The 15,222-nt window shown below is 72.0% G+C and carries 12 protein-coding genes; 7 read left to right on the top strand and 5 right to left on the bottom strand.

Annotation, left to right across the window (positions count from 1 at the left end; translation table 11 throughout):
• Positions 1-287: 287 nt before the first annotated feature.
• Genes ACWC21_RS36010 through ACWC21_RS36000 form a run of 3 tightly spaced genes read right to left on the bottom strand, consistent with a single transcriptional unit; the run spans position 288 to position 3,140 of the window.
• Positions 288-1,085 (bottom strand): ThuA domain-containing protein, encoded by a 798-nt coding sequence (locus tag ACWC21_RS36010; protein WP_450888234.1) that lies wholly within the window; start codon positions 1,083-1,085, stop codon positions 288-290.
• Positions 1,086-1,088: 3 nt separating this feature from the next.
• Positions 1,089-1,853: an SDR family NAD(P)-dependent oxidoreductase gene (locus ACWC21_RS36005; RefSeq protein WP_450888232.1), complete on the bottom strand. Its 765-nt coding sequence runs from the start codon at positions 1,851-1,853 to the stop codon at positions 1,089-1,091.
• Between the two features lie 6 nt (positions 1,854-1,859).
• On the bottom strand, positions 1,860-3,140 hold the full coding sequence (locus tag ACWC21_RS36000; RefSeq protein WP_450888230.1) for an acyl-CoA dehydrogenase family protein: 1,281 nt from the start codon (positions 3,138-3,140) through the stop codon (positions 1,860-1,862).
• A gap of 194 nt (positions 3,141-3,334) precedes the next feature.
• Between ACWC21_RS36000 and ACWC21_RS35995 the strand changes: the two genes are divergently transcribed.
• The 6 genes from ACWC21_RS35995 (at position 3,335) to ACWC21_RS35970 (ending at position 10,892) form a co-directional block, all read left to right on the top strand.
• The gene (locus tag ACWC21_RS35995; protein ID WP_450888228.1) at positions 3,335-4,870 is read left to right on the top strand and encodes an AMP-binding protein; all 1,536 of its coding nucleotides are present in this window, start codon (positions 3,335-3,337) and stop codon (positions 4,868-4,870) included.
• Between the two features lie 93 nt (positions 4,871-4,963).
• Positions 4,964-5,569 (top strand): histidine phosphatase family protein, encoded by a 606-nt coding sequence (locus ACWC21_RS35990; protein ID WP_450888226.1) that lies wholly within the window; start codon positions 4,964-4,966, stop codon positions 5,567-5,569.
• A 32-nt stretch (positions 5,570-5,601) separates the two neighbouring features.
• Positions 5,602-6,792: an acetyl-CoA C-acyltransferase gene (locus tag ACWC21_RS35985; protein WP_450888224.1), complete on the top strand. Its 1,191-nt coding sequence runs from the start codon at positions 5,602-5,604 to the stop codon at positions 6,790-6,792.
• A gap of 42 nt (positions 6,793-6,834) precedes the next feature.
• Complete coding sequence (locus tag ACWC21_RS35980) at positions 6,835-7,794, top strand: PDR/VanB family oxidoreductase (RefSeq protein ID WP_450888222.1); 960 nt, start codon at positions 6,835-6,837, stop codon at positions 7,792-7,794.
• A gap of 675 nt (positions 7,795-8,469) precedes the next feature.
• Positions 8,470-8,793, top strand: a complete 324-nt coding sequence (locus ACWC21_RS35975) for a beta-galactosidase trimerization domain-containing protein (RefSeq protein ID WP_450888220.1) — start codon at positions 8,470-8,472, stop codon at positions 8,791-8,793.
• A 344-nt stretch (positions 8,794-9,137) separates the two neighbouring features.
• Positions 9,138-10,892 (top strand): cellulase family glycosylhydrolase, encoded by a 1,755-nt coding sequence (locus ACWC21_RS35970; protein ID WP_450888314.1) that lies wholly within the window; start codon positions 9,138-9,140, stop codon positions 10,890-10,892.
• Positions 10,893-10,987: 95 nt separating this feature from the next.
• Here the strand turns inward: ACWC21_RS35970 and ACWC21_RS35965 are convergent, their stop codons facing one another.
• Both ACWC21_RS35965 and ACWC21_RS35960 read right to left on the bottom strand, forming a co-directional pair.
• On the bottom strand, positions 10,988-11,965 hold the full coding sequence (locus ACWC21_RS35965) for a LacI family DNA-binding transcriptional regulator (RefSeq protein ID WP_450888219.1): 978 nt from the start codon (positions 11,963-11,965) through the stop codon (positions 10,988-10,990).
• A 365-nt stretch (positions 11,966-12,330) separates the two neighbouring features.
• Complete coding sequence (locus tag ACWC21_RS35960; RefSeq protein WP_450888217.1) at positions 12,331-14,085, bottom strand: heparin lyase I family protein; 1,755 nt, start codon at positions 14,083-14,085, stop codon at positions 12,331-12,333.
• Between the two features lie 221 nt (positions 14,086-14,306).
• On the opposite strand from ACWC21_RS35960, the gene ACWC21_RS35955 reads away from it, so the two are divergent.
• A partial coding sequence (locus tag ACWC21_RS35955; RefSeq protein WP_450888215.1) for a helix-turn-helix domain-containing protein occupies positions 14,307-15,222 on the top strand: 916 nt, incomplete at its 3' end.

Here is a 15,222-nt window from a genome sequence, read left to right as displayed (position 1 = left end):
CAACCCGCCAGGCGCCACGCTCCCGCATCCCGCCAGGGCCGCGCCGTCGGACCACGGCAGGGGCCGCACTCCCGCATCCCGCCAGGGCCGCGCTCTCGGCCCACGGCAGGGACCGCACTCCCGGATGCCCCCGTGGAGTCTGCCGGTCATGCCGCCGACTCGAGTCGGGCGGTGGGTGGGCGCAGGCCCGGGGTCCCACGGGACGGAGCCCGCCGGCGGGGTCGAAGGGCGGAGCCCCTGGGACGGGACGGGCAGGGGCGGCGGTGGCGAGGAGCCCCGGGTGGCGCTCAGGCCGGCTCGGTGGCCGCCGGAGCCTCGGCCGGGTCGCACAGGGCCCACCGCACACATCGCCGCAGCACCGTCAGGAACTCCGGTGTCCGCCACGGCCCCCGGTCCACGCGCCCGGTGTCGTCCACACCGAGGTCCTGTACGTCGTACCGGCCCCGGCAGTGGCCGAGGGTGAAGTAGCAGACCTCGCCGCGGCCGTGCCGCTTCAGATAGAGGACGGGGCGCGGCTCCTGGTCCAGGGCCGCGTCGCCTTCGGCGAAACCACGGCACGGCCCCGTGTACTCGGCGTGCAGCAGCACCTCCAGCTCCCCGTGCAGCTCGCAGACGTACAGCTCGTCGGTGACCGTGAACGGCTCGATCCCCGCGACCAGCGGATGCTCCGGCCGGGTCACCCGCACCTGGTACGGCTCGATCGGCGGGTGGGCCAGGAACCGGCTGCCCAGCACCCCGGCCAGCTCGCCGAGCAGCCGCGGGGTGGTGAAGACCCGGGGTCCGCCGGGGGCCGGCGGCTCGATCACGGAGTTGGTGCCGTGCAGGGCGAGCCAGCGCCCGCCCCGCTCGACGAAGTGCGCCAGCGCCTCCTGCTGGGCGGTGTCCGGCCGTACGTCGCAGGTGTAGGTGACCAGCAGGTCGGCGGCCCGCAGCGCGGGCAGGCAGTCGTAGTCCTCGTACACCCTGGTGCGTATCCGCGGCTGGTCCGCGAGCAGTTCCAGCAGCCGCAGCCGCGCGTGGTCGAAGTCGTGCCACCTGCCGCCGCAGACCAAGACGGCGTCGAGGCGCCCGGCCGGGCCCGCCACGGCTCAGTACTGGACGCGGGTCAGCAGCCCGCCGTCCACCACGAGGTTGACGCCGACGCAGAACGAGCCGGTGCGGCCGAGCAGGAACGTCACCGCGGCGGCCACGTCGTCCGGCGTGCCGTAGCGGCCGATCGGCAGCTTGGCGAGCACCTCCTCGTACACCTCCGGGCGGCTGGTCCGGATCGTCTCCCAGGCGCCGCCGGGGAAGTCGATCGGGCCGGGCGAGACGGTGTTGACCCGTATGCCCTTGGGAGCAAGGGCGTGTGCGAGCGCCGAGGCGTGCTGGACGACGGCCGCCTTCATCGCGGAGTACGAGTTGGCGCCGGCGGGGCGTGCGGTGTCGGAGGCGTTGGTGGTGCCGATGGCCACCACCGCGGCCCGGTCGGAGGACTCCAGATACGGCAGGGCCGCGTCGACGAGTCCGGCGAAGGGCATCAGGTCACCGCGCAGACTGGCCTCCCAGGACTCGGGGCCCTTCACGTTGCCCGCCGAGACGTTGGAGACCAGCAGGTCCAGCCCGCCGAGTTCGTCCGCGGACCGCGCCACGAATCCCGCGAGGGCGGCGGGGTCGGTGACGTCCACCGGTTCGGCGTACACGGTCGTGCCGTCGGCGCGCAGTTCGGCGGCCGCCTTCGCCAGCGCCTCCTCGCCCCGGGCGCACAGCGCCAGCGCACAGCCCTCGGCTGCCAGCGCCTCGGCGATCGCCCGGCCGATGCCCCGGCTGGCGCCGGTCACCAGTGCCCTCGCGCCTGTCAGTCCCGTATCCATCGAATCTCACTCCTCGGTGGGTGTCGCCGGCCGTCGGCTGCCGGGCAGTTCGGAGAAGGGAACGCGGTCGGTGCGCGGCTCGCCGGGCAGTCCCAGCACGCGTTCGCCGATCAGGTTGCGCTGGATCTGGTCGGTGCCGCCGGCCAGCCGGTAGCCCGGGGCACCGAGCAGGTGCTGGGTCCACGCGAACGTGTCCGGTTCCCCGGTGTCGGCACTGATCCGGGCGCCCATCAGTTCGGCCGCCGTCCGCCCGGTGCGGGTGAGCAGGTCGGAGGCCATGAGCTTGGTCAGCGACGCCTCCGGGCCCGGCCGGCCGCCGGCGGCGCTCGCCCGGGCGACCCGGTCCACGGTGGCCGCGCGCAGCTCGGACCGTACGTACAGGTCGGCGAGACGCTGACGGACCAGCGGATCCTCGGTGCGGCCGAGCGAGCGGGCCAGGGCGAGAACGTCCGTGAAGGTGCCGCCCTTGCGCCGGTTGCCGCCGCCGGAGGCGGTGCGTTCGAAGGCGAGGGTGGCGGTGGCGACCTCCCAGCCCTGGCCCGGGCGGCCGATCCGCAGCTCGTCCGGGACGCGGACGTCTTCCAGGAACACCTCGTTGAAGGAGGCGCCGCCGCTCATCTGACGGATGGGTCGCACCTCCACGCCGGGCACGTCCATCGGGACCAGGAAGGCGGTGATCCCCGCCTGCTTGACGACGTGCGGGTCGGTGCGGGCCAGCAGCAGCCCGTAGTCGGCGAACTGGGCTCCCGAGGTCCACACCTTCTGACCGTCGATCACCCACTCGTCCTCTTCCGCACGGGCGCGGGTGCGCAGGGCCGCGAGGTCGGAGCCCGCACCGGGCTCGCTGAACAGCTGGCAGGCCAGCAGGTCCGTACGCAGGAACGCGCGTGCGTAGGTGTCGCGCTGCCCGGGCGTACCGAACAGGGAGACGGCCATCGCCACCAAGCGCACCGTGACGCTGATCAGCTCGGTGGACGCGGGCACCTCGAAGGCGGACTCCTCCCGGGCGAAGGCGGCCGTGTGTGCGGCACTCAGGCCCGCGCCGCCCTTGTCCCTGGGCAGGGTCAGGGCCTGGTAGCCCGCGTCGAAGCGGGCGCGCTGATAGGCCCGGCAGCGTTCCAGCAGCAGCCGCTCCTCGTCGTCGGTGAGGTTGTGGAACACGGCGAGATCGGCGGCTTCGGAGGCGGACTCCGCCGCCCGGCGTGGCTCGAGCACGGTGGCCAGCCACTCCCTGGCCCGAGCGCACCACGCGTCCATGTCCGGCTGTTCCACATCCGGCTGGGACATGGCTCCTCCTCGGGACACTTACCAGACGAGAGATTGAGTAACGTGGGGCCGGATGAGGCCGCGCCCCACCATTCACCCAGGGCGAGCGACACCGACTCGGTTCGCAGTGTTCCCTACTTTCTTGATAAACGCTACAGTCTCCGCATCGCCTTCCCATGAATTCAGGGGAGGGCCGAAGAGCCGCCGGAGGAGCCATGTCCCTTCCACCACTCGACCGCCGCGCCCAGGAGACACCCGACGAGCCGGCCCTGGTGGACGACCGGGGTGCGCTGTCCTGGTCCGGGCTCGCCGACCAGGTCGAGCGGGCGGCCGCACGCCTGCTGGAGTTCGCACCCGGCCCCGGCCACCGGGTCGCCGTCCTCGGCGACAACGCGATTCCCACCCTCGTGGCCCATCTGGCCGGGCTCCGCGCGGGGGTGGGCACCGTGGCGGCGTCCCGCCAGCTGACGGTCGGTGAACTCGTCGACCAGCTCGTCGACGCCGGCGCGACCGGGATCGTCGCCGGGCCCGCCGGCGCCGGTGTCGCCGTGGAGGCGGCCCGCGAACTGGGCCTCCCGGTCGTGACGCACGGAACCGAGCCGGCCGGGCACGCGTTCGACTGGGACCTGTGGCTGAAGGCGGCGCCCCCCACCGTCGTACCCACGGACCGCCCCGCCCGTCCTCCCCTCGTCTACACCTCCGGAACCACCGGTCGGGCGCGCGGCACCGAGGTGCGCTGGGTGAACGGCCCGGTCGCCGACAGCGCCGCCTACCTGGCCGCACTGGCCGCCCGGCCCGGATTCCCGCCCGGCCCCCACCTGGTGTGCGGCCCGCTCCAGCACAACGGCCCGCTGACCTCGCTGCGGCACCTGGCCGCCGGGCAGCCGGTGGTGATCCTCGGCAGGTACGACGCGGAGGCGTTCCTGTACCAGGTCGAGAAGTGGCGGGTCACCTCGAGCGTGATGGTGCCCACCCACTTCCAGCGCCTGCTCGCCCTGCCGGAGGACGTCCGCACCCGCTACGACGTCTCCAGCCTGCTCCAGGTCTCGCACACCGGGTCCGCGTGTCCACCGGAGGTGAAGCGGGCCATGATCGAGTGGTTCGGTCCGGTGCTCACCGAGTCGTACGGCGCCAGCGAGGCGGGCACGCTCGCCCGCATCAGCAGCACCGAGTGGCTGAAGCACCCGGGGTCCGTCGGTCGCGTCCAGCCCCCGTTCGAGGTCCTGGTGACCGGCGACGACGGCCGCCCGCTGCCGCCCGGCGAGACGGGCCTGCTGGCGTTCCGCGCCCCCGAGGGGCGGGGTGTGCGCTACCACGCCGACCCGGAGAAGACCGAGGCCGCCTATCTCTCTCCCGGCGTGTTCACCCTCGGCGACATCGGACACGTCGACGCGAACGGCTACGTCTTCATCACCGACCGGGCCGCCGACGTCGTCGTCTCCGGCGGGGTCAACCTGTACCCGGCCGAGAGCGAGGCGGTGCTGCGGCAGCATCCCGCGGTCGCCGAGGTGGCCGTCATCGGCGTGCCCGACCCGGACTTCGGCGAGTCGCTGCGGGCGCTGGTCGTGGCCGTCGCGGACGCGCCGGCGAGCGAGGAGCTGGACCGGTTCTGCCGCGACCGGCTGGCCGCCTACAAGTGCCCGAAGTCGTACGAGTTCGTCCCGGAACTGTCGCGCAACGCCATGGGCAAACTCGACAAACGCGCCATGCGCCGGGCGTACTGGCACTCCGATCGGACCATCGCCGGCTGAACCGGCGGCCGGCCACCCGCGCCCCTCCCCCCTCCCCCTCCCCCCCCTCCCCCGCACCCGCACCCGCACCCGCACCCGCACGAAGGACCATCGATGACCGAACTCCTCCTCGTCCGACATGGTCTCCCGCGGGCGGGCATCTACGACCCGGGGCTGTCGCCGCAGGGCACGGCACAGGCCGAGCGGCTGGCCGCCTGGCTGGTGCACGAGGACCTGGACGCCCTGTACACCAGCCCGCTGCGGCGGGCACGCGAGACGGCGGCACCCCTCGAGCGGCTCACCGGTCTCACCGCCACCGTGCTGGACGACCTGCGGGAGTGGGACACCGACGTCTCGCAGCCGTACACGCCACCGGAACAGGTCCGTGCGGACGACCCCCGGTCGGTGGCGCTCGCCGAGGGGCGCTACGAGGACTTCGTCCCGGATCTGGACTGGGACGCCTTCAGGGCCCGGGCGGCACGGGCCATGGAGAGCGTCCTCGACGCCCATCCCGGCGGGCGGGTCGCGGCCGTGTGCCACGGCGGTATCACCAACACCTATCTGGCTACGGTGCTCGGCCTGCCCCGCATGTTCTGGTTCCACCCCGGCTACACCTCGGTCAGCCGGGTGCGGCGGATGCCCGGAGGCCGGATCGTCCTGCACGCGGTGAACGAGACGGGGCACCTGGTCGCCGAACGCGCCGTCGACGCGGTCGCCTGATTCCCCCGCACACTTCCAAGGAGGTCCCGGCCGTGCCCGGATCCGTCATCGTCGCCGGCGCCAGAACCCCCATCGGCAGACTGATGGGCGCGCTGAGCACCGTGTCCGCCGCCGAACTGGGCGCGCACGCCATCGGCGCCGCGCTGGCCGCCGTACACCTGGACCCGGCCGCCGTGCAGGCCGTCGTGATGGGCCACGTCGTCCAGGCCGGGGCCGGTCCCAACACGGCACGGCAGGCCGCCGTCCGCGCCGGCATCCCGTTCACCGTCCCGGCGAGCACCGTCAACAAGCTCTGCCCGTCCGGCCTGCACGCCATCGCCCTGGCCGACCTGATGATCGCCTCCGGGCGTCACGAGGTCGTCGTCGCGGGCGGTATGGAGTCGATGTCGGGCGCCCCGCACCTGCTGCGCGGAGCGCGCGGCGGCTGGCGGTACGGCGCGGCCGCCGCCGAGGACGCCCTCGACCGGGACGCGCTCGTCTGCGCCTTCGACGGCGTCGCCATGGGCGCGGCCACCGAGCGCTACCAGCAGCCCTACGGCCTGACCCGCGAGGAGCAGGACGAGTACAGCGCCCTGTCGCACCAACGGGCCTCGCGTGCCCGCGAGTCCGGTGCCCTCACCGCGGAGATCACCCCGGTGACGGTGACCGGACGCCGGGGCGGGACGGTCGTGGACGGCGACGAGGGCGTACGGCCGGACAGCACCGCCGAGAGCCTCGGCCGGCTGAAGCCCGCGTTCTCCGGCGCGGGCACCGTCACCGCGGGCAACTCCTCACAGCTGTCCGACGGCGCCGCCGCCGTCGTCGTGATGAGCGCGGAACGCGCCGAACGGGAAGGACTGGCACCGCTAGCGGAGATCGGCGCCTACGGCACGGTCGCGGGCCCCGACCCGTCCCTGCTCGTCCAGCCGGCCGGCGCGGTCCGTGACGCGCTGGCCCGGGACGGCCGTCTCAAGGCCGCCGACCTGGACCTGTTCGAGATCAACGAGGCGTTCGCCGGTGTGGCCCTGGCCTCCGTACGGGAGCTCGGCGTCCCCCTGGAGAAGGTCAACGTGAACGGCGGGGCCATCGCCCTCGGGCATCCGGTCGGGATGACCGGTGCCCGGCTGGTACTGACCCTGACCATGGAACTGCGGCGGCGCGGCGGAGGCACGGGAGCCGCGGCCCTGTGCGGAGGCGGCGGGCAGGGCGACGCACTGCTGCTGCACGTACCGCCGCGGCCCTGACTCCGCCCCCACCAGCCCCCGTACGAGACCAGGTTGAGCACCATGACCGACCGACCCACCGTGGACGGGACCGCCCTCGTCGTGACGGCCCGCACCGACGCCGCCGACGGTGTCGTCTCCCTCACCCTGCGCCGCCCCGACGGCGGGCCCCTGCCGTCCTGGGCCCCCGGCGCGCACATCGACCTGCTCCTGGACAACGGTCTGGTCCGCCAGTACTCGCTGTGCGGGAGTCCCGCCGCGGAAGACGCCTGGCAGATCGCCGTGCTCCGCGAGGCGCAGGGCCGCGGCGGCTCGGCGTACGTCCACGAGCACCTCAGGGAGGGCACCGGGGTGCGGGTGCGGGGGCCGCGGAACAACTTCCCGCTGCGACCGGCGGCACGTCACCTGTTCGTCGCCGGCGGCGTCGGCATCACCCCCCTCCTGCCCATGGTGGAGGCCGCCCATGCCGCGGGCGCCGACTGGCGTCTGCTGTACGGCGGCCGCACCCGGACCTCCATGGCGTTCCTGGACCGACTGACCGGGTACGGGGAGCGCGTCCTCGTGCGGCCGCAGGACGAGTTCGGCCTGCTGGACCTCACGGCCTTCCTCGGCGCACCCGAGGAAGGCACCCTGGTGCACGCGTGCGGCCCGGAGCCACTGCTGCGGGCGGTTCAGGAACGGTGCGCCGACTGGCCGCCCGGCACCCTCGGCGTCGAGCGGTTCGCCCCGGCGGAACCGGCCGGGGACCGCGCCGCCGAGGCGTTCGAGGTGGTGCTCGCCCGCGCCGGGCTCACGCTCACCGTGCCGCCCGGCCGCTCGGTGCTGCAGGTCGTCACGGAGGCGGGCGTCCCGGTGGACTTCTCCTGCCAGGAAGGGACGTGCGGCACCTGCGAGACCGACGTGCTCGACGGCACGCCCGACCACCGGGACTCGCTGCTGAGCGAGGACGAGAGGGCGGCCGGCGACACGATGCTCATCTGCGTCTCCCGCTCGTGCGGGCCACGCCTGGTCCTCGACCTGTGACCGCCCGGCGGCGCGCTCTGCCGGCGAGGGCGACGCCATGAGACAGGGCTTTCGCGGACTCCCGTCCGCGAAAGCCCCCCGCACCGTCCTGACCAACCCCCGCGCCAGGCGGCGCGGATGTCGGTCGAGGCGGCTTTTCGCTCGTGAACGCGATGGTGAAGCGCTTCGACGCTGCCACCGCCCTGACAGGCTGTCAATGGCCACGGTTGAAGAAAGTTTCTTTGCGTTGAGCCCCTTGTTTCGTGCGAAACACGTCATTACCTTCGCCTGCCAAGTGAAGCGCTTCGACGGCTTCCCAGGGGAAGGGCCGCCTCCATGAGCCATGAGCTGGACTGCAGAAGCTTCGTCAGCACAGCAGCCTCCAGCGCCGGTACGGCCGCACTGACACCGCTGCTGTCCGCCTGCAGGGTGGCGGACAGCAGCGCACCGGCGCGAACACGAAGGCGGGCTCCAGAGCGGCCCTGCCGGCGTATGTGCCCGGCACGCCCGTCAGGCCGGACCTCACCTCCGTGCGGGGCAGCGAGGGCGCGGCGGCCGACCCGGCGTTCCTGCACCACCCGTCCGAGCGGATCGACCTCATGACGACTCGCAGCATCACCACCGACCGCCTGGGCGGCTGGTGCAGGCGGCGAGCGTCTGCGCTCCCTCGGAGCGCAGGGACTCGCTCCCGACCCCATGCTCACGGACAGCCCGGCACTCACCCGGCACCGTCTCGGCAGCGGGCAGGGCTGGTACCTCTCCACCCGCCTGGACAACCCCGACTACGGCGCCCTGGTCGGCCGGCTGCTGACGGAGGCCGGCGTCGAGCCGGAGCTGCCTGGTCTGCCGCCCGGTGTCGAAGCAGTCACCCGACACGCACCCGACGGTCGGCGGTGGGACGTCCTGATCAACCACCGCGCCGACGCGGTGCCCCTGCCGGACCCTGCCCACGACCTCATGACCGGCGCGCCCGCCCGCGAAGTGCCGCCCGGCGGTGGCGCGGTGCTGCGCAGGCGGTGACTCCCTGAACGCCGCACGGCGGTTCACTCGACGAGAGGAACGAAGGGGTGCCCCTTCAGCAGCAGGCAGCCGGCGCGGCCAACCCCGTGATCCCCGGCTGCCACCCCGACCCCGGCGTCTGCCGCGTGGGCGACGACCGCTGCCTCGCCTGCTCCAGCTTCGAGTCCCCACCGGGCCCTGGCCCGCCGCCTCCGCACGGGCCGCCCTGCACGCCGACGACGAGTCGCGCACCGTCGATCAACCGGTCTTCACCGGCAAGCGTGGCCGGCAGCGGCGGCTCGTCGCCGCGTGACCACGGTTCTCATCACCCGCACGCCCGACCGAAAGGACGACACGTGAAGGACATCGGCACCGTACGACAACGCGCGCACCAACACGCCCAGGGCCCCGGACGCCTGGCCGCGCTGCTGCTGGCGCTGCTCGTCGTCCTGGGGCTGCCCGGCGGCACCTCGTTCGCCGTGGCCGCCGGCGCGGCGCACCCGGCACGGCCGGCCGTCAGAGTTCCGGTCGGCGCCGTGGACGCCGTCGCCGCCATGCAGCCCAGCTGGAACGTGGGCAACACCCTCGACGCCATTCCGGACGAGACGTCCTGGGGCAACCCACCCATCACCAAGGCGCTGTTCGACACCGTCCGCGACAAGGGCTTCCGCAGCGTCCGGATCCCCGTGACGTGGAACGACCACCAGTCGGCCGCAGCGCCGTACACCGTCGACGCGACCTTCATGAACCGCGTCAAGCAGGTGGTCGACTGGGCACTCGCCGACGGCCTCTACGTCGTGCTCAACGTCCACCACGACTCGTGGCAGTGGATCGCGAACATGTCCACCGACCACGACAAGGTGCTCGCCCGCTTCAACTCGACCTGGAGCCAGATCTCGACCACGTTCCGGGACGAGCCGCGCACCCTGCTCTTCGAGAGCGTCAACGAGCCCCAGTTCAACAACGCCACGGACGCGCAGAAGGCCCAGCTCATGAACGAGCTGAACACCTCCTTCCACACCGTCGTCCGTTCCTCGGGCGGCGGCAACGCGGACCGTCTGCTGGTCCTGCCCACCCTGGGCTGCACTCCCTCGCAGGACCTCATGGACAACCTGACCGGCACGATGAGTTCGCTGCACGACAGCAACCTGGTCGCCACCGTGCACTACTACGGCTACTGGCCGTTCAGCGTGAACATCGCCGGCGGCACCCGGTACGACGCCAACTCCCAGAAGGACATGAGCGACGCCTTCGCCCGCATGCACGACACGTTCGTCGCCCAGGGCATCCCCGTCTATCTCGGTGAGTACGGTCTGCTCAGCTACCCCGACTACACCCACACCGACTCCGTGGAGCGGGGAGAGGCGCTGAAGTACTTCGAGGACCTCGGCTACCAGGCGCGCCGCAGCGGCGTCACCACCGCTCTGTGGGACGCCGGTTCGTTCGTGAACCGCAACACGCTGCAGTGGCGGGATCCCGGCTTGATGGACCTGATCAAGGCCAGCTGGACCACACGCTCGGGCACCGCCTCCACCGACACGGTCTACGTGCGCAAGTCCGCCCAGATCAGCGCCCAGACGCTCACCCTGAACCCGAACGGCACCAGCTTCCAGGGCCTGTGGCAGGGCAGCACCCAGCTGCTTTACGGCAGGGACTTCACCGTCTCCGGCAGCCGGCTGACGCTGACGGCGGGCGCGCTCAACCGGCTGGCGGGCAACCGGGCCTACGGTGTCAACGCCACACTGCAGGCCAGGTTCTCCCAGGGCGCCCCCTGGCAGATCAGCGTCATCAGCTACGACCCCCCGGTGCTGTCGAACGCGACCGGAACGACCGGCTCCCTCACCATCCCCACGCAGTTCCGCGGTGACCGGCTGGCGACCATGGAGGCCCGGTACGCCGACGGCAGCAACGCCGGCCCGGCGAACTGGACCCCCTACCAGGAGTTCAACAGCTCCTTCACCCCCGACTACACGGGCAACTCCATCACCCTCACGTCCAGCTTCCTGTCCGCGGTCACCGAGGGCGCGCCGGTGACGCTCACCTTCCATTTCTGGAGCGGCGCCACCGCCACGTACCACGTCACGAAGTCCTCGGGCTCGGTCACCGGCACGACGTCCTGACCGACCGGCCCTCGCCCCGGCTGCCCGCTCCGGGCAGCCGGGGCACACCCGTGCCCCACGGGCCTTGCGCTGTCCGAGGAACGTTCGGCCCGTCCTCACTCCTCCTTCGGCGGAGCGGTGCTCTCCCGGACGGTGAGGGTGGTCGCGATCTCCAGTCCGACCTGCGACACGTCCTCACCACGGCCGAGCGCCAGGGCCAGCTCGGTGGCGGCCGCCGCCATCTCGGCCAGCGGCTGATGGACGGTGGTCAAGGGGGGATCCACCCACGCCACGACCGGTACGTCGTCGAACCCCACCACGCTGAGATCGTGCGGGATGCGCAATCCGAGCTCCCGCGCGGCCTGGTAGACACCGAGCGCCTGCATGTCGTTCGCGGTGAACACGGCGGTGGGGCGGTCGGGGCGGGACAGCAGTTCCCGCGCCGCGGCGCAGCCGTCCTCCCGTGTGAGCAGGGTCTTCACCACCGAGCCGGATTCCGTCGGCACGCCTGCCTCCGCCAGTGCGGACAGGTAGCCGGCCAGACGCGCCCGGCAGAAGGGGTGATCAGGCCCGCTGATCATGGCGATGCGCCGGTGGCCCAGGCCGAGCAGGTGCCGGGTCGCGGCCTGACCGCCTCTCCAGTTCGTGGCACCCACGAACGGCACGTCGTCGGGGAGTTCGTCGATGGGGTCGAAGACGACGAACGGGATGCCCTTCGCTCTGAGTCGTTCCCGCTCCGCCTCGGACAGTTGCGCCACGGACAGGACGCACTGGGGACGCCGTCCGACCGTGTCGTCGATCAGGCCCGCGGTGTCGTGGAGCCCGAACTCCGACACGAGTACGCCGGCGCGGTTCCTGCGGGCCACCCGCTCGACACCGCGGATGATCTCCACGGCCCACATGCTCTCCAGCTCGCGGAAGACGAGTTCCACCAGATTGCTGCGGTTCTTGGGGGGCTTGCGGTAACCGTACTGGTGGATCAGTTGCTCGACGCGGGCGCGGGTCTCGTCCGACACCCCGGAACGGCCGTTGAGCACCTTCGACACGGTGGGTACCGAGACGCCCGCGGACTCGGCGATGTACGCGATCGTCACCGATGCGGGTCCCCCGCCGCCCTCGCTGTGGTCTTCCGTCGACGCTCTTCCCGCTCGGTTGTCCGGCACGGTCTCCCTAGTCCTCATCCCCTCGCCTGCCGCCTCCCATTCTGGCATCTCCCGAAGGGAGCCGGTGAGTCCCACGGAGGTCCGGGGAACCCACCGGCCGCGCGGAGATCCCCGAGTCGTGGTGCGCGTCGAACACGACTCAGAAGCCGTCGGCCGGTGCCCGGTCCACCACCTACCCGACCCGTTCTCGCCGCACTCGGCGAGCGGCGCACCGCGGCCCCCGCCGCCGGTGTCGACGCACGGGGCGGGCCGCACGGACCGCCCGGTCGGCCAGGGTGAGCGGGGGCGTGCCGGGATCACTCTCCGCTGTCGACGTGCTGCGTGTGGCGTCGTGTTCCCGCGTGGTAGAGGACGTTGGTGCCCTTCATGTCGGCCCGGTACAGCGCCTGTTCCATGTAGACACCCTTGCTGTTGTCGTCGAGGGTCTGCATGTGGGTCAGGGGGAGGACCTTCTTGCCGTTCAGCCAGATCTCGGCGAAACCGACGCCCGGGTCGGTGGAGAACCTCAGGTGCACGTCGAAGTGCATCCAGGTGCCGTACTGCAGGTCGCCGAGCGTGTAGAGGTGCTCGGGCTGCGAGTAGTCGCAGGGGTTCTTCTGGTTGTTGAGCTCGTTGTCGAAGACCAGTTGCGGACCGTTGTCACCGGGGAGGATGTCGATCTGCTCGGGCGGGGAGCAGTTCGCGCGGGTGTCCATCCACTGGGTGATGTCGGTCCAGTCGGAGCTCCACCCGGTCTGCTTGTTCGGGTCGGAGGGCACGTACGTCCACCACTCGTAGTACCCCTCGTCGCCGGGGTTGCCGCCGGTGTCCTTCTGGGTGGCGGTCGCCTCGGCCCGCTCCTCCTCGGCGCTCTTGGTGGTGTTGACGGTGAACTTGCCGGCCACCCCCGGCCGGCCACCGGGCGCGGCCACCTTCTCCAACGTGGAGTTGCCCCAGTCGCCGCCGGCGTGGATCTCCCAGTCGTACGTGCTCCAGTCGCCGTCCCACAGCGTCTGGTCGTCGCCCGAGGGCGGGGGCGGGGGCGGCGGGTCCGTGGGGCCGGGGTTGGCCTCGGAGGCCACCTGGTGGATCGTCCGGGCGTTGCCGGGGTTCTCCAGATCGTCGGTGAAGGCCATGATGTAGGCGGCGTCGTTGTCCAGCGCCGTCTGGAAATCGTCGATCAGTTTGTCGCCGGATTCCGAGGTCATGCGGCGCTGCTCGCCGATGAGCGTGGTCTTGTGCCAGTCCGGCCCCTTCAGCGGCCAGGTGGTGCCCAGGCCGTTGTCCTGGAGCCAGGCACCCTGCGCGACGGCATAGTCGAGGAGCTTCTGCTCGTTGTAACCGTCGGTCTTGCCCAGGAACGTCGCGTCCGGCATCACCGCGACCGGGGTCCTGGTGAACGCCTGACGGTAGGTGCTGACGGCGTTCTGTACATAGCCCCACCAGATCTTGTCCGTGTAGCCGATGCCCTGCCACAGGCTCAGGATCTTGTCGTTCTTCTCACTGTCCGGTTTCGTCTCACCGCCGACGCCCACGCCCGCGTCGATGAACGCGACGTTCGCGCTCCCGTTGTATCGGGCCGCGAACGCCTTGATGAAGTCGTCGTAGTCCTGCTCGAAAGTGGGGTTCCAGTACTGCGGAAAGACCGCCTTGTCCTGCTCGGTGACGGATTTGACGCCTTGGTCGTAGACCCACTTCGGGGTGCCGTGCGCGGAGTCGGCATCCTTGTCCCACTTGGCCCAGCCGGCCGCGGAGACCCGCAGGATGACCTTCTTGCCCGCGTCGACCCACGGCTTCATGTCCTTGTCGACCAGATCCCAGTCGTACCGGCCCTTCTCGGGTTCGAGTTGGGCCCAGTAGTAGACCAGCGAACGGCCTGCGACATCCGGGTTGCTCGCCAGGTCGGAGCTGTGACCGCCACTGAATGCATAAATACCCTTGAAATCAGGGTATTCGGAGCCTTTCGGCGATGCGGTCGGCGCACCGGGCTGGTGCGCGGGGGCCGCGGCGGCCGTCATGCCGCCGGCGGCCAACGCGACGGCGGCCAGCGAGGCCAACAGCGTGGATCGCATGTTTCCTGCCCTGCTTCCATCAAGCCGGCGGGCGGCCGGAGGGGCTTGCCGCATGCCGCCGGGAGTTGTTGCGCCGCCGCACGGTAGGGGCGGCGTGTGCGACGCCTGACGGCTTCAGGGAAGATGACCGGAAAGTTGATGACCAGGCGACGCCGACGGTGAACAATCAATTCGCACCGTGCGGTATCAACAACGGTGGCCTGTGGGAGGAGCGTCCTCTGATGGGAAGGCCTGAACTGCCGCTGGATCCCGCCGACGGGCATCTGGCCGCGTTCGCCCATGACTTACGCGCCCTGCGGCACAAGGCGGGGACTCCCAGCTACCGGCAACTGGCCGCGCGGGCCCACTTCTCGGCCACCGCCCTGTCGCGGGCCGCCTCCGCGCACGCGTTGCCGTCGCTGGAGGTCACTCTCGCCTTCGTCGCCGCGTGCGACGGGGACACCAGGGACTGGGAGGCGCGGTGGCACGCGGTGCACCGCGAGTTGAACACCGCGTCCCCGGCCGATGCGGGACCCGAGCCGGAGTCCGGTTCGGGGCCCCGGTCCGGTTCGGGGCGCGGGTCCGGCCCCGGCGCCCCGCCCCCAACGGCCGGCGTCCGCCTCGGGGACCGCCTGCGCACCCGCTTCAGGGGCCGCCTGCGAGTCGCCGCGATCCTTGCCGTCGTGCTGGCCGTCGCCGCGGGGGTGGGCGCCGTCGTACGGCCGTCCTTGGACTCGGGCCGCTCCCCGGCCCGGCGGTCGGCCCACACGGCGGCCACGCCCACCCCGCGCGACGGCGGCACCGTCGGCCGACCGCGTCCGGTACTGCGCGAGGGCGGCGTGACGCTGCGTCCGGACCAGCTCGTCGACTTCGACGACCCGGCGTGGCCGATGTCCGAGGGCGACCAGGGCAACCCCTACGACCTGCAGCTGACGTCGGACCAGTACACCCTGACCAGCATCGGCGCGGACGACATCACCATCCTTCCGCCCCACAGCCGTGGCACCCGCGACGAGTGCGCGGCCCGGAACGACTACAGCCAGCCGGTCACGGCCGGCAAGGACCGTGTGGGCACGCTGTTCTGCCTGATCACCGACGAGCGCCGCTACGTGCTGTGCCGCGTCACCGGCGTGCGGCACGACGCAGCCGGCCATCCCA

Source organism: Streptomyces sp. NPDC001348 (assembly GCF_053597535.1).
This window is presented reverse-complemented; position numbering and strand designations above follow the sequence as displayed.